Raw genomic sequence first — 25,060 nt, 5'->3', positions numbered from 1 at the left:
GATGTCCAAAAAAATTCGTTGTGGAGTTCTCGGGTTGGGTAGATTAGGGTATTGGCATGCCGAAAATCTTGCCCGAAAGGTACAGGATGCAGAATTGGCGGCGGTGGCGGATCCCTTGGAAGGGAGAGCGGAACAAGTCGCCGAGGAACTGGGAGTGCCTGAGTGGTCCCAAAATCCAGACGATGTATTGGAAAATCCGGATCTTGAAGCGGTAGCGATTGTCACCCCTACCAGTACGCATGGTGAAATGATCAAAAAAGCTGTTGCCAATGGGAAACACCTATTTGTTGAAAAGCCGATTACACAAACATTGCAAGAAGCGGATGAGGTGCTTGAAGCAATTCGAAACCGGGGTGTTTTTTGCCAGGTGGGTTTCATGAGACGATTTGATCTCTCTTATGCGGAAGCGAAAAAAAGGATTGAAATGGGGGATATCGGCAAACCAATCTATTTTAAAGGAATCACCCGGGATGGACAAACCCCTCCGCCGGATTTTATTAAACACAGCGGCGGACTTTACCTAGATTTTTCCATCCATGATTACGATGCGGCTCGTTTTCTTTTAGGAGCGGAAGTCACGTCGGTTGCGGCCCTTGGAAATGTGGTGGAAAAACAATATGTGAAGGAGTTTCATGATGTCGATCAGGCTTTAACCTATCTCACCTTTGATTCCGGTGCGGCATCCGATATTGAGGCCAGTCGCAATGCGGCCTACGGTTATGATATCCGGGGAGAGGTTATCGGTACGGAAGGCGCGATTCAAATCGGATCACTGCAACATCATGACCTCAAAGTCCTGACGAAAAAGGGAGGCACTCATGATATCGTCCCCGATTTTCCCTCTCTGTTTCAGGATGCCTATCTGAATGAAATGGTCTCCTTTATCGAATGCCTGAAAAACAACGAAAAACCCTTAGTCGATGCCTATGATGGAAAGAAGGCTCTGGAAATCGCTGTAGCGGCGACGAAATCTTATCAGACAGGAACGACGATCCGGTTGGAACCGGTTCGCTCTTGATCAACGGGTTGAATTTTTTCGACGATTTGAGTATGCTTATCTTGAAGCGCTTAAATTCAAATGGTTGAAACGGATCCGGCGGATCGTAGAAAGAAGGCGTATAATCAATGAAACCGACCATTTATGACGTAGCAGAGAAAGCGGGTGTTTCCATTGCTACCGTTTCATATGTGATGAATAACCAAAAAGTTGGGAAGAAATCGAAAGAAAAAGTTTTGAAAGTGATGGAAGAGCTGAATTACAAGCCGAGTGTCCTGGCATCGGCTTTGACAGGGAAACGAACGACGACGATCGGATTCCTGTTACCCGACCTGGCCAATCCCTTTGTGGCGGGAATGGCACGAAGGGTGGAGGATCGTGCTCACGAACGCGGCTTTAATGTTGTGATTTGCAGTACTGATTTTGATGAGGGAAAAGAGGCGCTCTACACCTCACTGTTAAAGCAAAAGAGCGTGGATGGCTTCATTTTGGCCGGTGATTTCAAAAATGCAGCGGTTGTTAGAGAATTACTTCAGGAGTATACTCCGGTGGTGCTTCTGGCTGCTTCTCACCCTTCTTTATCGGTGACCAGTGTAACTGTCGATGATTTCGCCGGGGGGTATGAAGTCGCCTCGCACCTGATTTCTCTCGGCCATGAGAAAATAGCAGTCATTGCTGAAGATGCCGCCAGCAGCCAGGGACGGATTCACGGATACAAGCAAGCATTGCAGGATCAGGGGCTTGAGATTCGCGAAGACATGATCGTCATCAGCAATTCCAGCTCCGAAGATGGAGAACGCTTGGCGGAAAAGCTGTTGGATCGTTCCGACCCGCCGACTGCGATCTTCGCCTGTAATGATCTATTGGCGATTGCCTCCATCCTTGTGGCACGAAAAAAAGGATTAAGAATTCCTGATGATCTGTCCATCGCCGGGTTTGACAATACCCTTTTATCCAGAAGCAGTGATCCTCCATTAACCACCGTTGAACAGCCGGTGCAAGATATGTGTTCCCAAGTAGTGGATTTGCTCATCGAGGAGATTGAAGGAAAAAGTAAAACAAAACAACGGATTGTCATGCTGCCGAAGCTGATGATCCGAAATTCGACCGGTGTCTGTCCATTGGAAAACAAGGTGTAGGTTTCCCTATCATCCCGTAAATGTTCTACGGTAACAGGATTCATCTTATATTTAAGCTTTATATTTAAGCGCTTAAAATTCCGATATTTGTGATCTCAGATGGCCGCTGAGGTCACACCTTCCTGTGAAATGTAAGCGCTTAAAATAATAAATGAAAGGGAGAGACCATTGTCTAAGGTTAAGGTGGGATTTTTGGGAGCAGGCGGGATCGCCAAGGTGCATACTTCGATCCTGAAAAAAGATGAGAGAGTCGAGATTTCGGGGGTTGCGGATATTGCCGAGGAGAGGGCGATTGCCTTGGCGAATGAAGCGGAAAATGCCCGAGCCGTCGGAAGTATCGACGATCTATTGAATCTCGGCGTCGATGCGGTATATGTAACGACCCCCAATACCTTGCATGTGGAACCGGTGCTGAAGTGTCTGGAACATGATACCCATGTGTTTTCGGAAAAACCGATGGCTACCTCGTTGGCGGAAGCGGAACAAATCAGAGAGGCGGCGGCGACATCGAAAGCGGTATACAATTTGGGGATGAACCGCCGCTATGCTTCCGTGTATAAAAAAGTGAAGGAATGGATTGTCTCAAAGAAGCTGACTCCCTACTTGGCCCATATCAAGATGAACCGGGGAGAGTTATTAAATCCGGCCTGGACGTCCAACCCCCAGGTGACCGGCGGGTTCCTTTATGAAACACCTTTTCATCTCATGGATTTAAGCCGCTATCTCTTTGGGGAAGTACAAACGGTTCATTGCGAAGCCAGACAACATATTTCCCGGTCGGAGCTGGATACGTTTGCAATCATGCTCACCTTTGAATCGGGAACCATCGCCAATTTCGTCACCTATGCCCATGCCGGTTGGAGTTTTCCCTTCGAGAGTTTGGAGGTTTACGGGAAATATTCCACCATCACCACGCAGGAATTGGAGAAGGTAATGGCTTCTCCCGGTTTGAATCAAGCGGCACAAACAAACGATTTTTACCAATTGCCTGTAGAGGATAAATGGGGGTATGCCGAGGAGGATCGTTTATTTATCGATGCGATTGTCCAGGGGACCCAACCTCCGGTCGCAGCTGAAGACGGATTCCGCTCGATTCAATTGCTGGAAGCCATCTATGAAAGCGCGAAAACAGGGAAGAGCATCGATTTTCGGCAGAGGGTTTAAAGCGCTTTCATTTTTTTAAACAATCATACTTTACGAAAGGTTTGTTGGATATGAAACCAAATAAACACATCCGGATTGGGATGGTGGGTTACCGGCTGATGGGAAGAGCCCACTCCCACGCTTACCGGGATTTCCCCTTCTATTTTGATACGGATACGCTTCCGGTTTTACAAGCAGTTACAGGACGGGATGAAGGAAGGGTCCAAACGGCGGCGCACAAAATGGGTTGGGCCTCCTATGAGACAGACTGGCGCCGTTTGATTGAACGGGACGATATCGATTTGATCGATATCGTCACCCCCAACGACACCCATGCCGAAATCGCGATCGCCGCCGCTGAAGCCGGTAAGCACGTGTTTTGCGAAAAGCCGTTGGCCCTTTCTCTGGATCAAGCTAAACGGATGTTGGAGGCTGTCGACAAAGCCGGTGTCACTCATATGATTTGCCACAATTACCGCTTCTCACCGGCGGTGCAATGGGCCAAAAAGCTGATTGAAGAAGGAAGATTGGGAAAAATCTATCACATCCGGGCCACTTTCCTGCAAGACTGGCTGATGGATCCTCATTTCCCCCTGATCTGGCGTCTGCAAAAAGGTGTGTCAGGCGGTGGGACCCTCGGCGATCTGGGGGCTCATATCATCGATCTGGCCCGGTTCTTGGTAGGAGAGTTCCGTGAAGTGGCGGGAATGATGGAAACCTTTATCAAGAAACGTCCTCTCGGTTCGATGACGGACCATTTGAAAGGGCGGATCGAAAGCGATCAGTGGGGAGAGGTAACTGTGGACGATGCCACCGCCTTTCTGGCCCGGTTTGAGAACGGGGCTCTGGGTACCTTTGAATCGTCGCGCTTCAGCAAGGGAAATCGGGCAGGAAATCGTTTCGAGATCAACGGGGAAAAAGGATCACTCCGTTGGGACATGGAGAATTTGAACAATCTCCAGGTTTACCTGGCGGATGATGAACCGGGGTTACAAGGTTTTCGAACCATCAACTGTACCGAGGAAGAACACCCTTACGCCGGATCGTATTGGCCGGCGGGGCATATCCTCGGTTACGAGCATACGTTTATCAATTTGGTGTCCGAGTTGATGAAGGGGATTTCTCTGGGTACCAGCCCCCGGCCCAACTTTGAAGACGGAGTGAAAAACCAGGCGGTGTTGGAATCTGTAGAAGAATCAGTAAATACAAGGAGCTGGGTGGGAATTTCGGATCGGCGATCTCTTAACCGCCAATGAAAAGATCCCGGTATGGTGACTTATGTAAAGCGCTTCATGTTCCTCAAACCGCTATTGTTTGAGTGAAAATAACAGGAGGTGGGGCTCAAAATGAAAGCGCGAAAAGCATTTGCTTGGTTTATGATCTCCGTTTTGATGCTCGGTTTATTGTCGGGTTGTGGAAATGCTGCGGACGGAAAAGATGATGGGAAAATGGTCATCGGTGCAGCCATGCCCGTATTCGATGACAAGTGGCTGTCCTACATGTATGATGCGATGAAGAAAGGTGCCAAAGGACAAAAAGCGGAACTCAAAATGGTCGACGCTAAAAATGACTCCAGCAAACAGCTGGAACAAGTAGAAAAGTTGGTGATTCAAGGAGTAGATGCGATTGTCATTTGTCCCGTCGATACAAGTGCCGTAAAGCCGATGGTGGATGCGGCAAAACAAGCGGATATCCCGGTGGTTGTCGTTAACAGACAGCCGAGTGCGGATGTTTTAGAGAAAGTGGACGCCTACGTGGGATCCGAATCGATTAAGAGTGGGACGATGCAAATGGAAAAAGTGGCGGAATTGCTGGATGGTAAGGGCCATGTCGCCATTATGACCGGTGAACTGGGTCACGAGGCTCAAGTAAAGAGAACAAAAGGGAATAAAGATGTGATCAAGAAGCATCCGGATATGAAAGTGGTGCGTCAAGGGACGGCCGAGTATCAAAGAGCGGAAGGGATTCAACTGATGGAGAATTGGATTCAATCGGGGGATAACATGGACGCTATTGTAGCGAATAACGACGAGATGGCCATCGGAGCGATTAAGGCTCTAAAATCTGCAGGAAAACTTGATGATATCCTTGTTGCAGGAATCGATGGGACACCCGATGCTCTGGAATATGTTCAGTCCGGAGCCTTGGATGTTACCGTGTTCCAAGATCCGGTGGGGCAAGGTGAGAAAGCTATTGTTACGGCGGTAAAACTGGCAAAGGGCGAAAAATTGGAAGACAAAATGGTGTGGATCCCTTATGAGTTGATTACAAAAGAAAATGTAGAAAAATACGTGGAAAGATGGAAAGGATACGACGAAAACAAAGGTTGATGTGTTTGGGAAACTGGAGGTGGAATCCGGTGAAGACGGAATATCTTTTGGAAATGGAGAATATCACCAAAGAATTTTCCGGTGTCAAAGCACTGAACAATGTTCAGTTGAAGGTGAAAAAAGGAACGGTTCATGCATTGATGGGGGAGAATGGGGCAGGGAAATCCACTTTAATGAAGATTCTCTTTGGGATGTATCGTGGAGGCGGAACGATTCGATTCAATGGGGAAGAATTGAAACGAACAGGGCCGAAAGATGCATTAAAGAAAGGAATTTCGATGATCCATCAGGAATTAAATCCGGTTCCATTCATGACAGTAGCCGAAAATATCTTTTTGGGCAGGGAACCTTCTTATGGAAAAACCGGATGGGTCAACAAAAAGAAATTAATCGAGGATACACAAAGATTATTTGAAATTTTGAACATTCGTATCGATCCGACCAAAAAGATGAAGGACCTGAGCATCGCGAACATGCAACTCGTAGAAATAGCCACCGCGGTATCTCACCATGCGGATCTGATCATTATGGATGAGCCCACTTCAGCCATTACAGAGAAAGAAGTGGACCATTTGTTCGAAATTATTCGCTCACTGAAGAAAAAAGGGGTCGCCATTATCTATATATCCCATAAAATGGATGAAGTTTTTGAGATTTGCGATGAGATCACTGTGTTGAGAGACGGTCAATATATCGGAACCAAACCGGCCCGTGAATTGAACCAGGATTCCTTGATACAGATGATGGTGGGACGGGAAATCAAGCAAGTTTTCCACAAGGAGAAGGCCGAGATCAAAGAGGTTGTTTTATCTGTTAAGAATTTGTCTCGAGAAGGAAAATTCAACAACGTCAGCTTTGAGGTGAGAAAAGGGGAAATTCTGGGGATCGCGGGATTGATGGGGTCGGGACGGACGGAACTCATTGAAAGTATTTTCGGCATCGATCCTCCCACTTCGGGCGAAATGTATCTCCATGGCGAAAAAATCCGCATGAAATCTCCCTCGGACGCCATTCGAAACAAAATCGGGTTAGTGACCGAGGACCGTAAATTAACCGGTGCTTTTCTCCCGCTTTCAGTCAAAGAAAATATGATTATGTCAGGGTTGGATCAATTTCTGAATTTCGGTTATGTGAACGGTAAAACCGTTAAGCGGAAATGCAAGGAACAGGTGAAAAAATTGAATATCAAAACGCCGAATCTGAATCAGCTGATCATGAATTTAAGCGGAGGAAACCAGCAGAAGGTTTTATTGGCCCGATGGTTGCTCAACGATCCGGATCTCCTTATTTTGGATGAACCGACGAGAGGGGTCGATGTGGGGGCCAAAGCGGAAATACACAAGCTGATGTCCGAATTGGCTCAAGATGGAAAAGCCATACTCATGGTATCCTCTGAAATGCCGGAGATTTTGGGGATGAGTGACCGGATTTTGGTGATTCACGAGGGAAGCCAAAAGGGTGAATTACGTAGAGAAGAAGCCGACCAAAAGAAGATCCTGGAAGTGGCTTATCAATAAGCAAATGTAATTGAGGAGGATCGAGGATGAAAACCGAAGAAACCATCGCGAAGAAACAGACTATATCCCATGATCGCGATCGAACCGGATGGAAAGAGAAGATACCCGAGCTATTCAGCCGCTATGGAATTTTCTTGATTTTCCTCGCTTTGGTTGCGTTAATGTCTGTATTAACCCCCCATTTTTTCAATGTTTATAATCTAATCAATGTTGTGAAACAAGTCTCCTTTATCGGCATCGTCGCCATGGGTGTGACGTTTGTCATCATTACCAAAGGTATCGATCTCTCTTCTGGTTCCTTGATTGCTTTGGTATCTGTTATAGCCGCCAGTTTTGCTCATCCCGGCGATTATCCTTTGTTTGTTCCACTTCTGCTCGGGGTCGGTGTTGGCGCTTTTGCGGGTTTGATTAACGGTACTGTCTCGGCTAAAGGAATGATCCCTCCCTTCATTGCTACTTTGGGGATGATGACAGCTGCCAGGGGGTTGGCCCTGTTATACAGTGATGGGAGGCCGATTGGAAATTTGTCTGACTCCTTTCTTTTCCTTGGATCCGGGGATCTTTTCGGCATTCCGTTTCCGATTATCGTATTTCTGTTCGTAGGGCTTCTCATGCACCTTTTGCTGAGCAATACCAAATTCGGTAAACATACGTATGCCATTGGAGGAAATGAACAAGCGGCCCGAATTTGCGGAATTAACGTCGATCGGCATTTGATTCTGGTTTATACCCTGGCCGGGTTTTTGACAGGAATTTCCGCTTTGATGTTGACAGCTAGAATCAGTGCGGGTCAGCCTAGTATGGGAGTCATGTATGAATTGGATGCGATCGCCGCGGCTGTCATTGGCGGTACAAGTTTAACCGGTGGAATCGGTACCATTCCGGGGACGATGATTGGTGCTTTGATCATCGGTGTACTCAACAACGGGCTTGATTTGATGAACGTATCCTCTTACTGGCAGCAAATCCTGAAAGGGGCGATCATTGTTACCGCTGTTTTAATCGATTCCCGCAAAAACAAAAAAGCTTAGGGGGCGTCATGGATGAAAATAGCGTTTAATCAGGCGACGACGATGAAGCACTCCAACCTTGAAAAAGATCTGGAGCTTTGTGAAAAGTATGGGTATCATTTTATTGAAATCCGATTGGATCAGCTAAAGGACTATTTGAAAGAAAATACAGCGGAAAGTCTTAAGACCTTTTTTGAAACGAATCGGATTCAGCCGTTTGCTTTCAATGCCTTGGAATTTATCAATTTCAGAGACGAAGAAGAATACTATCGAATCAAAGAAGATCTGAAATTCTTATGCGAGATGGGAGAAGTCATTCGCTGCAAACAAATTGTGGTCGTCCCGACTTTTGATATCGGAGACTACACCTATTCACAGATTAAAGAGGAAACCGTAAGGGTTCTCCATGAGCTGGCGGAACTGGCGCAGCCCCATGGTGTGAAATTAGCTTTGGAGTTTTGCGGATACCCCAATTGCTCGGTCAACACCTTTGGCCAAGCTTATGAAATCATCCAGGAAGTGAACAGAGATGATGTGGGTTTGGTGCTGGATTGTTTTCACTTCCACGCGATGAACTCCGATATCAGAGACCTGCAGCAGGCGGATCCCGACAAAATCTTTGCGTTTCATATCGATGACTGCGAAGACCTACCTGTCGGGGCATTGAGGGATCATCACCGAGTGTGGCCGGGAGAAGGGACGATTGATCTGGAATCAATCCTGGGTGTGCTAAAAGAGATCGGCTACCGGGATATGGCCTCCATTGAGTTATTCAGGCCGGAATACTGGGAATGGGATGTAGAAAGGACGATTAAAGTGGCAAAGGAAAGGACGGAGGACATGGTCAGCCAATATTTCGAAGTGGGCTGACAGAAGATGAAACGCTTAAACAGAGAAACCACTAATCGTCCACATATACAAACAATTCCCCTAAATAATAATTTTCGCCAAAGTATGCACTTTTTATTGAATTTCTTCCGTTTGATTTGATAACCTTTTATTAAGCGCTTAAGGATTCGATGAGGCTATCGGGGAAATGGTGATGATCCGGAAAAGGGATGTTGAAAGATCGACAGAGCGGAAAAAACGATGGAGAATATGCAGGCAAAAATTTCGGAGTAGGGTCATGGTTTTTACTTTTACACAGAAATTGAAGCGCTTAAGGAAGAGAGAAAGGTGGGGGAAAGAGGGAATGAAAGCGGTTCGATTGACAGCGGCTCAAGCGTTGGTCCGATTTTTGAATCAACAGGTTGTCGAGTTTGACGGGAGAGAGGAGAAACTCTTCAAAGGAGTCTTCACCATTTTTGGCCATGGGAACGTACTGGGTCTCGGCCAAGCGTTGGAAGAAAATCCGGGAGACCTTGAAGTTTACCAGGGTAGAAATGAGCAGGGAATGGGGCAAGCGTCGGTGGCATTCGCGAAGCAAAAGCACCGCAAGCAAATCATGGCTTGCACCTCCTCGGTCGGGCCGGGATCAGCCAATCTGGTGACCGCCGCAGCGACGGCCTCCGCCAATAACATTCCGGTGTTGTTACTCCCTGGAGATACCTTTGCCACCAGACAACCGGATCCTGTTCTCCAGCAAGTGGAACACGATCATGACTTAACCATTACCACCAACGATGCCTTCCGAGCGGTCAGCAAATATTGGGATCGCATCAACCGACCGGAACAATTGATGACAGCCATGCTCAACGCCATGCGTGTATTGACCGATCCGGCCGGTACAGGGGCGGTCACCATCGCTTTTCCCCAGGATGTACAGGGAGAGGTGTATGATTTTCCCGAGTATTTCTTCCAAAAACGGGTCCACCGGATAGAACGCCGTGTACCGACTCCATCGGATCTGAAGGATGCCGTGGACCGGATCAAAGGAAAGAAAAAACCGATGATCATCTGCGGCGGGGGAGTCCGTTACTCCGAAGCGGCCGATGCGCTAAAACGTTTTGCCGAGACGTTCCACATTCCTTACGGTGAAACCCAAGCCGGAAAAAGCGCGGTGGAAAACGACCACGCCTACAATCTGGGAGGAATCGGAGTTACCGGTAACCGGGCGGCTAACCGCATCGCGAAAGAGGCGGATCTGGTGATCGGGGTCGGTACTCGGTATACGGACTTTACCACCTCATCCAAGCAATTGTTTCAAAATCCTGAAGTGGATTTCCTAACTATCAACGTATCCGAATACCATGCCTCTAAGTTGGATGCGGTCAAGGTTGTGGCCGATGCTAAGTTGGCCCTTACCGCTCTGGAGGCGGAACTGAAAAAGATCCGATACCGTTCCGGATACACGGACGAAATCCAATCGGCCAAAGAGGCATGGAAAACCGAGCTGAACCGCCTGCATCGGGTTCAATACAAGGATGAAGGATTTCAGCCCGAAATCGCCGGTCACCGGGATGAAGTGCTCCCGGAATTTGCGGAAACCTATCAATCCGGCCTGACGCAGACTGAAGTGATCGGAGAGGTAAACCGGCTGATCGATGAAGATGCGATCATTGTCGGAGCTTCGGGGAGCCTTCCGGGTGATCTGCAGCGCATGTGGGAATCCCGCCGGCCGAATACCTATCACATGGAATACGGTTACTCCTGCATGGGATATGAAATCTCCGGGGCGCTCGGTGTAAAAATGGCGGAACCGGACAAGGAGGTCTACGCCATGGCGGGGGATGGAAGCTACCTCCTGTTGCATTCCGAATTGGTAACCAGCCTGCAAGAAGGTAAAAAAATCAATGTATTGCTGTTCGATAACGCCGGTTTCGGGTGTATCAACAATTTACAGATGGGTAACGGCATGGGCAGTTTCGGAACGGAATTCCGATATCGCCATCCTGAAACCGGACGGCTGGACGGCCGTTTCATGAACATTGATTTCGCCCGAAGCGCCGCCGGATACGGGGTGAAAACCTATCGGGTAAGTACTCTGGAAGAATTGCGTTCGGCGGTCGAAGATGCGAAAACTCAGACGGTGTCTACCTTGATCGATATCAAGGTGTTGCCCAAGACGATGACTGACGGTTACGAATCCTGGTGGCATGTGGGTGTCGCGGCTGTTTCCAACAACCCGCAGGTACAAGAAGCCTACCGGAATAAAGAGAACAACCTGAAAAAGGCGAGAAAATATTGAGAATGAAGAGGTGAAGGCAATGACTCCAACCGAAAACCATTCCTTTCGGATCGGAATCGCCCCGATCAGCTGGGTCAACGATGATATTCCCGGTCTGGGTGACGACCTGTATACGCAAAACCAAGTGTTGTCCGAAATGGCCGATATCGGCTATGTTTCCACCGAAATGGGCCGTATTTTCTCGCAAGACATGTCGGCTTTCAAAGACAGATTGAAAGAACACGGGATTCAGCTGGCCAGTAAATTCGTGGGGGTGTTGTTTTCCGATCCCGACCGGCAAGAAAAGGAGTTGCAGTCCTTCACGGATTGGGTGAAGTTCCTGCAGGAAATGAACTGCGAGCATGTGATCACCTGTGAAATGGGCGGGTCGATGCATTGGGATCCCCGACGTTCTCCGGAAGATATGACGATCCAAAAGCTGACGGATCGCGAGTGGAACACCCTGGTGGAGGGGTTGCACCAGGCGGCCCGTATCGCTCAGGAACACGGAATACAGCTGGTTTATCATCCCCATGCCGGAACGGTTGTGGAAACGAAGGAAGAAGTCGACCGTTTAATGGCATGGACCGACCCCGGTTTGGTCCATCTCTTGTATGATACGGGACACGCTCTGTATGGCGGCTACGATCCGCTGGAGCAATTGAGAACTTATGAAGATCGGATTACCTATGTTCATCTGAAAGATGTCCGTCGCGACGTGTTGGAGTACGTCAGGAAGGAGAAGATCGATTTTCGCACAGCGGTTGTGAAAGGACTGTTTACGGTACCGGGAGATGAAGAGGGCTGTATCGATTTTGAACCGGTCTTTAAGGCATTGATGGAAAGAGGCTACGAGGGTTGGTGGATCGTGGAGGCGGAACAGGACCCGGCAGTAGCCCATCCATACAAATATGCGAAGATGGCCAAGGATTATATTGTCTCGACCATGATGTCCATCCAAGCGTTAAATCAACGATAAGGAAGGCGGGAGACCATGAGCCGATTGATTGTTCCCAGTCGCCAAGCGGATGAAGAAGGAAAGACTTTGAAAGTGACTCCGGCATCCGCCGGTTGGAAGTATGTCGGGTTTGAGGTGTATACCCTGCAGCCAGGGCAAACCTTGAAAAAGGATACCGGTGATCGGGAAGTTTGTCTGGTTCTTTTAATCGGCCAATCCCATGTCTCCACCCAAAACGGGGAGTGGAAAAATATCGGGGAAAGAATGAGTGTTTTTGAACAAATCCCTCCCTATTCCGTTTATATCCCATCCGGCGATTCCTATGAGGTAGAGGCTGTGACCGACCTGGAGTTGGCTGTCTGTTCAGCTCCCGGAAAGGGAACGTATCCGGCCCGGCTGATCGGACCTGAAGATGTCGGCGTGGAGAAGAGAGGAGCGGGCAACATGAAACGAAGGATTCACAACATTCTTCCGGAACAGAAGCCTGCGGACAGCTTACTCGTGGTAGAGGTGTTTACCCCTGAAGGGAACTGGTCCAGCTACCCTCCCCACAAGCATGATCAGGATCATCTGCCCGAAGAGTCCTATTTGGAAGAAACGTACTATCACAAAGTGAATCCGGATCACGGGTTTGCCGTACAAAGGGTGTACACGGACGACCGCTCGCTGGATGAGACGATGGTCGTCAAAAATGGAGATGCGGTGTTGGTTCCTGAGGGGTATCACCCCGTTTCGGCACCCCCCGGATATGACATTTACTATTTGAACGTCATGGCGGGTCCGGTTCGTACGTGGAAATTTCACAATGATCCGGATCATGAATGGGTGATGGAAAGGAAAAAGGCGGCGAAGTATTCGTGAACCTGATCGAAAGGAGAATCGGCTGACATGGACAGATTGAAACGGGAAGACTGGGTATCCATCATCCTGGAGCAACGTCTCCGCAACCCTGGGCGTCCCCGGGAGTTGGCCGCCCGTCGGAAGAGAAGGGACCGATGGCAGCAGGAAAAGTTGGTGATTCTGGCAGTGGACCATCCGGCCCGGCGGGAGACTGGCGGGGGCGGAGACCCTTGGGCGATGGCGGACCGGGGGGAACTCCTCCACCGGATCGCCTCTGTTTTGATGCAGTCCGGTATCGACGGATTGCTGGCGACGCCGGATCTGTTTGACGAACTGTTCCTGCTCAATGAATGGGTGATGGAACAAGGAGGTCCCGATTTCCTGGAGGGTAAGGTCCTGGTCGGATCGATGAACCGGGGCGGCTTGGCCGGTACTTCCTTTGAGCTGGACGACTTTGTCACCGCCTATCCAGCGGCGGAAATCGAGAGAATGGGCCTGGATGCCGGCAAGCTCCTGCTGCGCCTGGATCCCAAGGATCGCGATTGTGCCCGTACCCTTGCCTATTGCAACGACGCTCTCAACGCACTGGCGGACCGGGGTCTGCCTCAGTTCCTGGAGCCGCTTTCCATTCCGCGAAAACCCGACGAAATGGTGCGGTTGGTGGGAGTCGCTTCCGGGTTGGGTCGCACTACCGAGGGTCGCTGGCTCAAGCTGCCCATGACCGCCCAGTTTCGTCGGGTGGCCCGGGCTACCACCTGTCCGATCGTGCTGCTCGGGGGCGGGAAGCCGGGCCGGACGGAGGAATTGGTGGAAGACGTCAAGCGGTGCTTGGAAGCGGGTCCCCATGTCAGGGGGCTGATGATCGGGCGCGGGGTACTGTTCCCCGAAGACGGAGAGGCGCCTGAGAGCGTGGCGGCCCGCCTGGCAGAAGCGGTTCACGGTCAACCGGTGAAGGAGGTTGTTTGATGGGCAAAACGGAAGTATACAGTATCGGACGTGTCATTGTGGATCTCTACGCCAATGACATTCATGTCCCCCTTCGGAAAGTGACGGCTTTCAACAAGTACCTGGGGGGCTCGGCGGGGAACACGGCGGTGGGACTGGCCCGCTTGGGAGCTGAAGCGGGCTTGATCAGCCGGGTGGGGGATGATGAGTTCGGTGTCTTCCTGGCCGACAAACTGCGGGAAGAAGGGGTGGATACCGGCATGGTGAAGATCGATCCCCAGTACCCGACGGGGCTGGCCTTTGCCGCCTTGTTTCCCCCATCGGACTCCAATGTGCTTTTCTACCGCAAGCCCTGCGCCGATGCCCACGTTTCCCTGGAAGACATCGACTTCGATGCCTTGAAGGAGGCCAGAGTGCTGACCGTCTCCTGCACGGTCCTCTCCCAGTCCCCGGGCCGGGAGGCAACTTTAGCCGCTTTGGAGGCCAACCACGCCTCCGGCGGGTTGAATGTCCTGGATCTGGATTGGCGCCCCATGTTCTGGACGGGGGCGGAGGAGGCTCGGGTCTATTACCGGGCGGCGCTGCGGATGGCGGATGTAGTCCTGGCTAATGAGCCGGAGCTCTCCTTTGCCGGAGGATCCGACGAACCCGCTGAAGCCGCCGGTCGCCTCCGTTCCCTGGGTGTCGAGGAAGTGGTGGCGAAACGGGGCGGCGACGGCGTCCTCTATTACGGGGAAGAAGAGTTTCGCATCCCGCCGGCCTCCGTTGAAGTGTTGAACACTCTCGGCGCCGGCGATGGCTTCGGTGCCGCCTACACCTACGGCCTGTTACAGGGTTGGCCAACCCGTAAACGGGTGGCGTTCGCCGCCGCCGCAGGAGCGATCGTGGTCAGCCGTCACAGCTGTTCCGAAGCGATGCCGAGCCGTTTCGAAGTGGAGGAATTGATGGACTCTGCGCAACGGGTCTGATCGGATGGATCGATAAAGACTTTCACCGAGGAGGAAAAGATATGACGGCACCGACGAAAGTGCAAGCGCTGAAAAACTATGTGGGGGGAGAATGGGTCGACTCCTCCTCAGAGAACCGGCTGGATGTACCCAATCCGGCCACCGGTAAATCCCTGGGGACCGTTCCTCTGTCGACGAAGGAAGAGCTGAACCGGGCGGCGGAAACCGCCGCGGAAGCCTTCCGCACCTGGCGTAAAACCCCGGTCCCCAAACGGGCTCGGATCCTGTTCAAATATCAGCAGCTCTTAATCGAGCACAGAGAAGAGCTGGCCCGCCTGATCACGATGGAAAACGGCAAAAGTTACAATGAAGCCCTCGGGGAAGTGCAACGGGGCATCGAATGCGTGGAATTCGCCGCCGGCGCTCCCACGCTGATGATGGGCAGCCAACTGCCGGATATCGCCACCGGTATCGAATCCGGTATGTACCGTTATCCCGTCGGGGTGGTCGGGGGCATTACCCCTTTCAACTTTCCGATGATGGTCCCTTGCTGGATGTTTCCTCTGGCCATCGCCTGCGGCAACACCTTTGTCATGAAGCCGTCGGAGCGGGCGCCGCTGTCCGCCAACCGCCTGGCGGAACTCTTCGCCGAGGCGGGCTTGCCCGCCGGGGTGCTCAACGTTGTCCACGGCGCCCATGATGTGGTGAATGGTATTCTGGATCATCCGCGGATCAAGGCTGTCTCCTTCGTCGGTTCCCAACCGGTGGCGGAATATATCTACAAAAACGCCTCCGCCAACGGCAAACGGGTCCAGGCGCTGGCGGGTGCCAAAAACCACTCCATCGTCATGCCCGACGCCGATCTGGACGTTGCAGTAAACAATATCATCGGTGCCGCTTTCGGTTCCGCCGGGGAGCGTTGCATGGCCTGCTCCGTGGTGGTAGCCGTCGGCGATATCGCCGACAAACTGGTGGATCGGCTGGTGAAAGCGTCGGATGAGATTCGGATCGGCGACGGCCTGGAGAAAGAGGTCTTCCTCGGTCCGGTGATCCGGGACACCCACAAAGAGCGCACCCTGGGCTACATCGAGGCGGGGGAGAAAGAAGGGGCCCGCCTGGTCCGGGACGGTCGCAAGGACGACTTGCCTGAGGACGGCTGGTTTGTCGGCCCCACGATCTTTGACGATGTCAAACCGGACATGAAGATCTGGCGGGATGAAATCTTCGCACCCGTCCTTTCCGTGGTACGGGCTGAGAATCTGGACGAGGCGATCCGGATCGCCAACGAATCGGAATTTGCCAATGGTGCCTGCCTCTACACGGACAGCGCCAAGGCAGTGCGCCAGTTCCGGGAGGAGATGGATGCCGGCATGCTGGGGATCAACTTGGGAGTTCCGGCCCCTATGGCCTTCTTCCCTTTCTCCGGATGGAAGGATTCCTTCTATGGCGATCTCCACGCCAATGGCAAAGACGGGGTGGAATTTTACACGAGAAAGAAGATGGTAACAGCGCGGTATTAACAGGCAATCATGGGATCATAGCAAATCCTGCCCCGACGGATACCATCCTTTTTGTCCGTCGGGTTTCTATTCCACAAATTGGATTGTCACTCGTGTCGATATCTCTTAAAAAAATGCTTGTGTTCACAGATATTCCTGTTGTATATTGACTATGGTTTTTGTCAGCGCTTTCAATCAAGTGAATCACGCGGGCCGGAGATAAGGAGAGCCACTCAAATCGCTTTTGGGGGGTTCTCTTTATTTTTTGGAATAATATTGCATTTTAGCGTGGGTTGAGGTGAGAACATTGATCGGTATCTTTAAGCCTGCACCTCACAAAGAGAGGTTGGCGGAAGATCGGATCGATCCGGTTTACCGCCGTCTGCGTTTGCAGGTGTTTTTGGGGATTTTCATCGGATATGCGGGGTATTATTTGCTTCGTAAGAACTTTGCTCTGGCGATCCCGTACCTGGAGGAGGAAGGGTTTTCCAAGGGGCAGCTGGGTCTCGTCCTGTCAGCGGTTTCAATTGCCTACGGGATCAGTAAATTTGTCATGGGAATCGTCTCTGACCGATGTAACCCCCGGTATTTTATGGCGGTGGGACTCATTCTGTCCGCGTTGATCAACATCATCTTTGGAACGGTGCCCTTCATCACCACCAGTGTCACAGTCATGTTCATGCTTATGTTCCTGAACGGATGGTTTCAGGGCATGGGCTGGCCCCCGAGCGGCCGGACGATGGTTCACTGGTTTTCCGTCAGTGAGCGGGGGACGAAGATGTCCATCTGGAATGTGGCCCATAACGTGGGCGGGGGCGTTGTCGCTCCTCTCGTCAGCTTGGGGATCGCGCTGTTTGCCGCCTGGCAGAGCATCTTTTACTTCCCTGCGATGATCGCCCTGCTCATCGCGATTTTCATGTTGATCACGATGAGGGATACGCCGCAATCCTGCGGTTTGCCGCCGATTGAAAAGTATAAAAACGATTATCCCAAGAACGATGTGAAAAATCGGGAGGAGGAACTGACCGCCAAGGAAATTTTGTTCAAGTATGTGCTGAACAACAAGTTCCTGTGGTACATCGCGATTGCCAATGTCTTCGTCTATTTCGTCCGTTACGGGGTGGTCGACTGGGCACCGACTTATCTGACTGAGGCCAAAGACTTTACCCATGACAGCTCCCGCTGGTCGTATTTTCTGTATGAGTATGCCGGGATTCCCGGGACGATCCTGTGCGGCTGGATGAGTGACAAATTGTTCAAGGGTCGTCGTGCCCCTGCGGGAATCATCTTCATGGTCGGCGTTTTGGCCGCCGTTGCCGTATACTGGTTGAACCCCGCCGGTAACCCGATGATCGACAACATCGCCCTGCTCAGCATCGGATTTTTGATCTATGGGCCTGTGATGTTGATCGGCCTGCACGCCCTCGATTTGGCTCCGAAAAAAGCCGCCGGCACTGCCGCCGGTTTGACCGGTCTTTTCGGCTATCTGGGCGGATCCGCCTTTGCCAATGCGGTGATGGGCTTTGTTGTGGACGCTTACGGCTGGGACGGCGGGTTCATTCTGCTGATCGCTTCCTGTATCCTGGCTATCGTCTTCCTGGCGCTGACCTGGAATACGGGGACTACCGTGAAAAAAGCAGCGTAATGAGCGAAGAAGACGGATGACAGGCGAATAGCAACCGTTGACCCTCTCGGCACCGCCGAGAGGGTTTTTACACTTGCGCCCTGCTCTAGAAACCTTGTGAAAAAGCTCTTTTCCGTTTTTTTCAAGAAACAGGAGACGGCCTACCAGACCGACCATACTCCAGCAAGGGATCAAACAGATCAAAGTTTCCTGAAGGGGACTAGAAGCGTTGTGAAAAAGCTCCTGTTCGGGAGGGTGGGGTTCCACACGGAGTGCCTTTGGCTCGTCAGAACAACGAAACGGAGTGTGGAACCCCACCCCGACCCACCAAGGATGTGCTAAAATCACAACGCTTCTAGATCATCGGTTGTATTTTTGCGGAGATCATCCGTGTCAAGGGAGGGTTCTACCGCTTTCATCGAGCGGATCTATTCAAATCGACCTAGGAAATAGGAGGTTTGGGGAATAGGCAAAGGGGTTGTTTTCTTGTATATTTAAGTAACATCCTTTTTTCTGGGGACTTCTTGGACTGATGTGAACTTAAAGGAGAGAATGAAGGTTTGATGGACATGAGTATGGTTTGGATTCCCCTTGCCGTCGCCTTTGGTTTGGGGGTGGGATTGGGTCCCTTTGTCATCCCGATCCTGAGGCGGTTAAAATTTGGCCAGGCGATCCGCGATGAAGGACCGCAGGCTCATCGGAAAAAGGCCGGGACCCCTACGATGGGGGGCGTGATTTTTCTTACAGCTTTGGTATTTACAGCGATCCCGGTCAGTAATCTGATTTTGGGTAATCGTTCCCTCGCGGATTTATTTTTCCTGTTATTTGCGACCTTGGGATACGGTATTCTCGGCTTTTTGGATGATTATATCAAGGTCGTTCTCAAGCGGAATCTCGGATTAACGGCCAAACAGAAGCTCTTGGGACAGCTTTTTATCGGGGTGGTTCTGTTTTGGGTGCTGTTGGAGGTTCGCGTGTTTCGCGGTGAAAACCCGTACATTTCGTCCATCGGGATTCCGGGAACGGACCTTTCCTTTGAACTCAATTGGATGTACCTCCCGTTACTGGTGATCATGATGATCGCCGCTTCCAACGCCGTTAATTTGACGGACGGCCTCGATGGTTTGGTAGCGGGGACTGCGGCCATCGGCTATGGGGCCTATGCCATCATCGGATTTTATCAACAGAATGAAATGGTCGTCATTTTTTCACTTGCGATGGTCGGTGCCATGCTGAGCTTTTTGGTGTTTAATGCCCATCCCGCCAAGGTGTTTATGGGGGATACGGGTTCCCTCGCCCTGGGGGGCGGCTTGGCCGCCTTGGCGGTGATCACGAAGACGGAGCTGTTATTGCCGGTTATCGGAGCGGTATTTGTGATTGAAACCTTATCGGTTATGATTCAGGTGTCATCTTTTAAATGGCGGGGGACACGGATTTTTCGCATGACACCGCTGCATCACCATTTTGAGCTGGTTGGTTGGTCGGAGTGGCGGGTTGTCACCGTTTTTTGGATGACCGGATTGGTATTTGCGTTAATGGGCCTTTATTTGGAACTCTTGTAGAAGGTCCGTACGTCAGACCGGTTGGGTGTTCCGGCAACCCGTCTGATCACTGCCGGTAAGGAATAAAAACCGACTAAAGCAGTCGGAGGCCCTGGAGAGGATTTGGCCGCTCATTGACAAGGCCGCCCGGTTGATCCGGGCGGCCTTGTTTTTCATTTCACCGTTATTCGCTGGTGATGGAGATGATACCTGTCTCTCCTTTGGTCACTTTCTCTTGCTTCAGCAGGTTCAGTTTTTCCCCTTCGGCCATGTTGGTGATCACGACAGGGGTGATGGTGGAGGTGGCGTGTTTTTGGATGTAGTCCAGGTCCGCTACCATCAATTCCTGGCCTTTTTTCACTTCGTCGCCCTGTTCGACTCGAAGTTCAAAGCCGTTGCCTTCCAGTTCAACCGTGTCCAGTCCGATATGCACGAGGACTTCCATCCCGTTGGAGGCTTCCAGTCCGATGGCGTGTTTGGTCGGGAAGACGTTAACCACTTTACCGTCCACCGGAGAGATGACGGAGCCGTCACTCGGTTCGATGGCGAACCCGTCGCCCATCATTTTGCCGGAGAAGACCTGGTCCGGAACATCCGTGATCGGGATGACCGTTCCGGACATGGGAGCGGCCACATCTTCACGGCCATCGCTGTTTTTGACCGTGTTTCCGTCGCTGGTCGGGGTGGCTTCCGGTTTTCGCGGAGTTTTCCCCCGGATGATATCCTGCATTTGACCTTTAATGGTATCGGACTGGGTTCCGAAGATGGCTTGGACATTGTTGCCTACAACGAGAACACCGGAGGCCCCCAGTTGTTTCAACCGATCTTCATCGACACCATCGGTGCCCTTCACCGAGATCCGCAGGCGGGTGATGCAGGCATCCAACTTAGTAATATTATCCTTTCCGCCGAAGGCCTCCAGGATATCTTGGGCCAGCTCACCGGATTCCGTGTCGACGGCGGCGGCTTGTTCTTCCGATTCGTCTTCGCGCCCCGGCGTTTTCAAGTTCCACTTGCGAATAGCGAAGCGGAAGCCGAAGTAGTAAATCACAGCAAAACCCAATCCGACGGGGATGATCATCCAGGAGTTGGTCGACAACTTCCAATACAGGAGGTAGTCGATCACCCCGGCAGAGAAGGTTTGTCCGGCTTTAACACCCAAAAAGTCCATCAGGGCGAAGGAGAAGCCGGCAAAAAGGGCGTGGATTCCGAACAGAACCGGAGCGACAAACAGGAAGGAAAACTCGATCGGTTCGGTAATCCCCGTCAAAAAAGAGGTGAGAGCGGCGGATAACATGATCCCTCCGACTACCTTCTTCCGCTCCTGTTTCGCCTCATGATAGATCGCCAGAGCGGCGGCGGGCAATCCGAACATCATGAAGGGGAACTTTCCGGTCATAAAGGTTCCCGCTGTCGGATCGCCGGCGAAGAAGCGGTTCAGGTCCCCCTTGACAATTTCCCCTGCCGCCGTTTTAAAGGTTCCGAACTCGAACCAGAACGGGGAGTAGAAAATATGGTGCAGACCGAAGGGGATCAGGGACCGCTCGATCACACCGAAGATGAAGGCGGCAAGAGTTGTGTTTTGTTGGGTCACAAGAATGGCGAACCGATCGATCACTCCTTGAATAGGCGGCCAGACGAAGAAAAAGAGGATTCCCAACAGAAAAGATGTCACAGCCGTGATGATCGGTACAAAGCGGCGCCCTCCGAAGAAACCGAGAAATTGCGGAAGTTGAATATCGTGAAACCGTCGGTAGAGCATGGCCGCCGTCAAACCGATGATAATCCCGCCGAATACTCCCATCTGAAGGGTGTCGATTCCGAGGACGGAAACCGTCTCGATGCCCCTGTCTTCAGCGAGAATTCCCATCGTGACATTCATGATCAAGTAGCCGACAACGGCGGCGAGTCCCGCGGATCCTTCGCCGTCCGCCAGACCGACGGCAACTCCGATGGCAAAAATGAGAGCCAGGTTGGAGAAAATGATGTCCCCTGCCTGTTCCATGAGAGGATATTCAAGCAAGTTTCCGATCCCCAACAGCAGCCCCGCCGCAGGAAGAATCGCCACCGGCAGCATCAGCGAGCGCCCGATCTGTTGAAGCACTCCGAAGGCTTTCTTAAACACAAAGCGTACCTCCTCGTCTGAATCCAAGGCTGGATTAAAGAAAATAACTTCATTGAAAGGAACTGTTACTCACTATAACAAAACTACTAAATAAAAGTAAGTATTTCGATTCCGTTTGATGATATGGAAAATATAGGTGACCACATGTAATGTGTCTCAAACGGTTTTTGTCCATACAAGAGATTACAGAAATGGCATTCCCCCCTGATGCAAGCGGTTGCACTATTGGGTGAAAGAAGAAGGCATTACAAGGTATTATAAACCTTTCTAAGACAAAGGGGAAGAATTATTTTTTTTGACTCCTTAAAATTGCTTAAGGAAAAAGGCTTAAAAAGGCGACACAAAGGCCCTGCTTAAGGATCAATTCCCTTAAGGTTGTATTGGATCGGCAACCGGACAGCGGTTCTTCATCCCAAATGGGATCATAGGGGGGGATCATACGGGGTCGTATGATCCGATAATCCTGCGGTCGCCTGTAGGAAGCGCCTTGAAGAGTTTCAAGCTCTCCAAATCCGAATAGAGACGGCGATAATGATACTGAAAAGGATTCCCGCGGTTACAAATAGGATGGGGAGCTGATTGCGCCGGGTTAGGTGCATAAAGGTTACCAATTGAAGGATGGCTTGGGCGAGGGCGAGTATGAGAATGACGGTCAAGGTCATCCCCGGGGAAAAGTAATTCACCCCGACAAAAGCGAAGGCGATGGCTGTCAGGAGGAGCATCCAGCCGAAGGATTTCAGATGTTGGCCCGGTGTTTCTCCGGATCGGGTATCTTCACGTTGTTGTGTCATTGGAAGAATCCACCTTTCTGTCCCCGGTTTGGTTCCTTATTAGCAGGATGCCTTGGCGGTGAAGGGAATATTCCGATCGGGGACAGCGGTGTTCGAAAAAGCCCAACATAGGGTTGGGCCTTTATCCCGGTCCATGAAAAGAGGCGCCGGGCATGGTTCAAATATCCAAATGGAAATAATGGCGGATCAGCTCTTTTCGGGCGGCTTCGTCAGGGATTGCGATCTTGTTCTTTTCGCCGTTTTCCGTCAGGGTAAGGTGGTCGTCGGAGACGCTGATGCGCCCGGTGGGCGTAGCGATGGTACAAATCCATCGTTGCTTGAAAATCGAAGTCGGAGAAGTTTGTTGGTGTTCGCACATCAGAGTAAATTCATCCAGCTGACGCGGAGTCGAGGTGAACAGGTATTCCGCTTTCCAACGCTTGTCTTCCCGCTTTTCCAGGGCGTATATCTCCTCTGTACCCGGTCGAAGGCGGATCCGGTAGCAACCGCTGATATCTTCCCGCTTGTCTCCGGACAGGGGTAAGGGAACGCGACAGCAATCCCCGAAACCTACGTCTACGAGATAATCTTTTTCCAGGTGGACGATTAATGCCATGTGGTCGAACTCGGGTCCGAATCCGCCGGAAGACGTATGGACACGACCGGATACCATGGTTACATGGTATCCGATTTCTGTCAACAGGGTTCCGAAGGCGCTGTTCAATTCATAGCAAAACCCCCCGCGTCGGTCCAGCACAATTTTTCGGTAAATCGTGTCGGCGTCGAGGATGATCGGCTTTCCCAAGTGAATGTCCAGGTTTTCGAAGGGTACGGTCATTAGATGTTGTTGTTGCAATCGCTGTAGAGTAGGGAAATCAGCTTTATCAACTTGTGAAAAGCCGATTCGATCAAGGTATCGTTGAATGTCCACAAGTAAGACCCCCTTTTGTAGTATTTTAAAGAATCTGGCTGTCCAGCTCCAGCCGGTATGTAGACGGAAGAAATCCGATTGGATACAATAGCAGGGAAGGAGGGATCTTGATGGCACAAGACTTTTATATTCAACAAATGCAGATGATGGTTCAGCCGATGAGAGATGAATTGACCCGCATCGGGTTTGAAGAATTAACGACACCGGAGGAAGTGGACAACGCCTTGAAAGGGAAAGGCGCGGAAGGGACGGCTTTGATCGTGGTCAATTCCGTATGCGGATGTGCCGCGGGGCTGGCCCGTCCCGGTGTGGCCCACTCTCTGAATAACGAGAAAAAGCCGGATCACTTGTTTACTGTATTCGCAGGGCAGGATAAGGAAGCGACAGCCCAAGCGCGCACCTATTTTGAGGGGTATCCCCCGTCTTCCCCGTCCTTTGCCCTAATGAAAGACGGAAAGCTGGTGCACATGGTACAGCGGCACGAAATCGAAGACCGCACCCTGGAGGAAATTTCCGCTAACTTAACCAGCGCCTATGACAAATATTGCGGATAAATCTTTCGCCGATCGCCGCCTCGAATCCGCTCAAGCAGGTGGATGAGGCGGTTTTTTTAATGGCGGGGCCAAGATACAAGATGCGGGAACTTTCTATTACAACACGACCCGCCGATTGATTCGGCGGGTCGTGTTGATTTGTGTTAATGATCGTCCTTCCAGAAAGACAGAACAAAGCTGTCTGAAGGGGCCCTAGGAACGGTTCGTTCCGAAAAAGATGTTCAAGGCGTCAGGCAAATCTTTTTGCCAAAAGCCCCAGGTGTGGTTTCCTTCCTGTTCGGAATAGTGGATTCTCGCTTCTTTTTCCTGAAGGGCGCGATGGACTTCCCGGTTGCGGGCCAAAAGATCGAGGTTGCCCATGTGGGTGGGTACTGCCGTCTCCGATTTTCCGATGCTCTGGTAGATTTCCAGATGATCCAGGGTTTCGGATTGACGGATGGATTCCAAAGTCCGCTCCAAGAAGGCGCCGGATTGGGAGAAAATGTTTTCAAACAGCAAGGGATACTTCAGCGCCAAGTGAAGCGATACCGTGCCCCCCAAGGATGACCCGCCCAGGACCCGGTCGCGGGAAGAAGCGGAGACGGAGAATTCCTCTTCCACTCGGGGAAGGAGCTCCTCCGCGAAAAAACGGAGATAGGCGGAATGCCGCTCACCGACCGGGGCATACTCCGCCGTTCGTTTTTCTTTATCGACCGGGATGGCCACGGCGATCAGGGGACGGATTTCACTGTCCAGAATGAGCCGGTTGGCTTGGGTGGCCAGACGGCCGAGGTTGAAGTAATCATCTCCATCCTGAAGGTAAAGGATGGGATAACGTTCCGCTTCATCATAATCCGGGGGCAAATAAACTTGAATATCCCGGTTTTCCTTCAGGTGCCGGCTTTCCACTTCCCGTTTGAGAATTGTCCGTTTCAGGTACTTTTTATCCATTGCATGCACCACTCTTTTTTACCGTGTTGACTATTGTACCCCAATTTTTTGGCTTCGTGACCCGGAAAAAACGAAAAAATCAACGGGGGATACATCTTTCCGAAGAAAATCTATTTTTTGACGGCCTTGCAACTCCGATTTAAAATAAAGGGGA

The 25,060-nt window shown here is 51.2% G+C and carries 21 protein-coding genes; 17 read left to right on the top strand and 4 right to left on the bottom strand.

Going from position 1 to position 25,060, the window contains the following annotated elements; genetic code table 11:
- Position 1: 1 nt before the first annotated feature.
- The 16 genes from CHM34_RS10875 (at position 2) to mraY (ending at position 19,617) form a co-directional block, all read left to right on the top strand.
- A complete protein-coding gene (locus tag CHM34_RS10875) occupies positions 2-1,018 on the top strand; it encodes a Gfo/Idh/MocA family oxidoreductase (protein ID WP_094264640.1) in 1,017 nt (338 codons plus the stop codon).
- Positions 1,019-1,125: 107 nt separating this feature from the next.
- Positions 1,126-2,136: a LacI family DNA-binding transcriptional regulator gene (locus CHM34_RS10870; protein WP_094264639.1), complete on the top strand. Its 1,011-nt coding sequence runs from the start codon at positions 1,126-1,128 to the stop codon at positions 2,134-2,136.
- Between the two features lie 168 nt (positions 2,137-2,304).
- Positions 2,305-3,300, top strand: coding sequence for a Gfo/Idh/MocA family protein (locus CHM34_RS10865; RefSeq protein WP_094264638.1), 996 nt, complete (start codon positions 2,305-2,307; stop codon positions 3,298-3,300).
- Positions 3,301-3,350: 50 nt separating this feature from the next.
- The gene (locus tag CHM34_RS10860) at positions 3,351-4,535 is read left to right on the top strand and encodes a Gfo/Idh/MocA family protein (protein WP_094264637.1); all 1,185 of its coding nucleotides are present in this window, start codon (positions 3,351-3,353) and stop codon (positions 4,533-4,535) included.
- A gap of 90 nt (positions 4,536-4,625) precedes the next feature.
- Entirely contained in the window at positions 4,626-5,609 is a 984-nt protein-coding gene (locus CHM34_RS10855; RefSeq protein WP_094264636.1) for a sugar ABC transporter substrate-binding protein, read from the top strand.
- Positions 5,609-7,126: a sugar ABC transporter ATP-binding protein gene (locus tag CHM34_RS10850; RefSeq protein ID WP_439116324.1), complete on the top strand. Its 1,518-nt coding sequence runs from the start codon at positions 5,609-5,611 to the stop codon at positions 7,124-7,126. The genes CHM34_RS10855 and CHM34_RS10850 overlap by 1 nt, the downstream gene beginning before the upstream one ends.
- Positions 7,127-7,152: 26 nt before the next feature.
- Positions 7,153-8,157: an ABC transporter permease gene (locus CHM34_RS10845; protein WP_094264634.1), complete on the top strand. Its 1,005-nt coding sequence runs from the start codon at positions 7,153-7,155 to the stop codon at positions 8,155-8,157.
- 12 nt (positions 8,158-8,169) lie between these two features.
- The gene (locus CHM34_RS10840) at positions 8,170-9,006 is read left to right on the top strand and encodes a sugar phosphate isomerase/epimerase family protein (RefSeq protein ID WP_094264633.1); all 837 of its coding nucleotides are present in this window, start codon (positions 8,170-8,172) and stop codon (positions 9,004-9,006) included.
- Positions 9,007-9,328: 322 nt separating this feature from the next.
- Entirely contained in the window at positions 9,329-11,263 is a 1,935-nt protein-coding gene (gene iolD, locus CHM34_RS10835) for a 3D-(3,5/4)-trihydroxycyclohexane-1,2-dione acylhydrolase (decyclizing) (protein ID WP_094264632.1), read from the top strand.
- 19 nt (positions 11,264-11,282) lie between these two features.
- Entirely contained in the window at positions 11,283-12,221 is a 939-nt protein-coding gene (gene iolE / locus CHM34_RS10830; RefSeq protein ID WP_094264631.1) for a myo-inosose-2 dehydratase, read from the top strand.
- A 15-nt stretch (positions 12,222-12,236) separates the two neighbouring features.
- Positions 12,237-13,061, top strand: coding sequence for a 5-deoxy-glucuronate isomerase (gene iolB, locus CHM34_RS10825; protein WP_094264630.1), 825 nt, complete (start codon positions 12,237-12,239; stop codon positions 13,059-13,061).
- 27 nt (positions 13,062-13,088) lie between these two features.
- Positions 13,089-14,006 carry a Cgl0159 family (beta/alpha)8-fold protein gene (locus tag CHM34_RS10820; RefSeq protein ID WP_094264629.1) on the top strand — a complete coding sequence of 306 codons (918 nt, stop codon included), beginning with the start codon at positions 13,089-13,091 and terminating at the stop codon, positions 14,004-14,006.
- Positions 14,006-14,953 (top strand): 5-dehydro-2-deoxygluconokinase, encoded by a 948-nt coding sequence (gene iolC, locus CHM34_RS10815; protein ID WP_094264628.1) that lies wholly within the window; start codon positions 14,006-14,008, stop codon positions 14,951-14,953. Before CHM34_RS10820 ends, iolC begins: the two co-directional genes overlap by 1 nt.
- Positions 14,954-14,994: 41 nt before the next feature.
- Entirely contained in the window at positions 14,995-16,452 is a 1,458-nt protein-coding gene (locus CHM34_RS10810; protein WP_094264627.1) for a CoA-acylating methylmalonate-semialdehyde dehydrogenase, read from the top strand.
- Between the two features lie 286 nt (positions 16,453-16,738).
- Positions 16,739-18,076 carry a glycerol-3-phosphate transporter gene (gene glpT, locus CHM34_RS10805; RefSeq protein ID WP_094264626.1) on the top strand — a complete coding sequence of 446 codons (1,338 nt, stop codon included), beginning with the start codon at positions 16,739-16,741 and terminating at the stop codon, positions 18,074-18,076.
- 542 nt (positions 18,077-18,618) lie between these two features.
- A complete protein-coding gene (gene mraY / locus CHM34_RS10795) occupies positions 18,619-19,617 on the top strand; it encodes a phospho-N-acetylmuramoyl-pentapeptide-transferase (protein WP_094264790.1) in 999 nt (332 codons plus the stop codon).
- A 163-nt stretch (positions 19,618-19,780) separates the two neighbouring features.
- Here the strand turns inward: mraY and ptsG are convergent, their stop codons facing one another.
- From ptsG to CHM34_RS10780, 3 genes are all read right to left on the bottom strand, one after another.
- Positions 19,781-21,721, bottom strand: coding sequence for a glucose-specific PTS transporter subunit IIBC (gene ptsG / locus CHM34_RS10790; RefSeq protein WP_094264624.1), 1,941 nt, complete (start codon positions 21,719-21,721; stop codon positions 19,781-19,783).
- Between the two features lie 497 nt (positions 21,722-22,218).
- Positions 22,219-22,512, bottom strand: coding sequence for a cytochrome C oxidase subunit IV family protein (locus CHM34_RS10785; RefSeq protein WP_094264623.1), 294 nt, complete (start codon positions 22,510-22,512; stop codon positions 22,219-22,221).
- 157 nt (positions 22,513-22,669) lie between these two features.
- Positions 22,670-23,422: an arylamine N-acetyltransferase family protein gene (locus CHM34_RS10780; RefSeq protein WP_094264622.1), complete on the bottom strand. Its 753-nt coding sequence runs from the start codon at positions 23,420-23,422 to the stop codon at positions 22,670-22,672.
- Between the two features lie 110 nt (positions 23,423-23,532).
- Here CHM34_RS10780 and CHM34_RS10775 point away from each other — a divergent pair, with 110 nt between their 5' ends.
- Positions 23,533-23,976 (top strand): BrxA/BrxB family bacilliredoxin, encoded by a 444-nt coding sequence (locus tag CHM34_RS10775; protein WP_094264621.1) that lies wholly within the window; start codon positions 23,533-23,535, stop codon positions 23,974-23,976.
- Positions 23,977-24,168: 192 nt separating this feature from the next.
- On the opposite strand, the gene CHM34_RS10770 is transcribed toward CHM34_RS10775, so the two are convergent.
- On the bottom strand, positions 24,169-24,906 hold the full coding sequence (locus tag CHM34_RS10770; protein WP_094264620.1) for an alpha/beta hydrolase: 738 nt from the start codon (positions 24,904-24,906) through the stop codon (positions 24,169-24,171).
- Between the last annotated feature and the right edge of the window lie 154 nt (positions 24,907-25,060).

The sequence above is a fragment of the Paludifilum halophilum genome (assembly GCF_002245355.1).
Lineage (GTDB): Bacteria > Bacillota > Bacilli > Thermoactinomycetales > DSM-45169 > Paludifilum > Paludifilum halophilum.
Note: the sequence above shows the minus strand (reverse complement) of the source record. Positions and strands in the feature narration are given on the sequence as shown.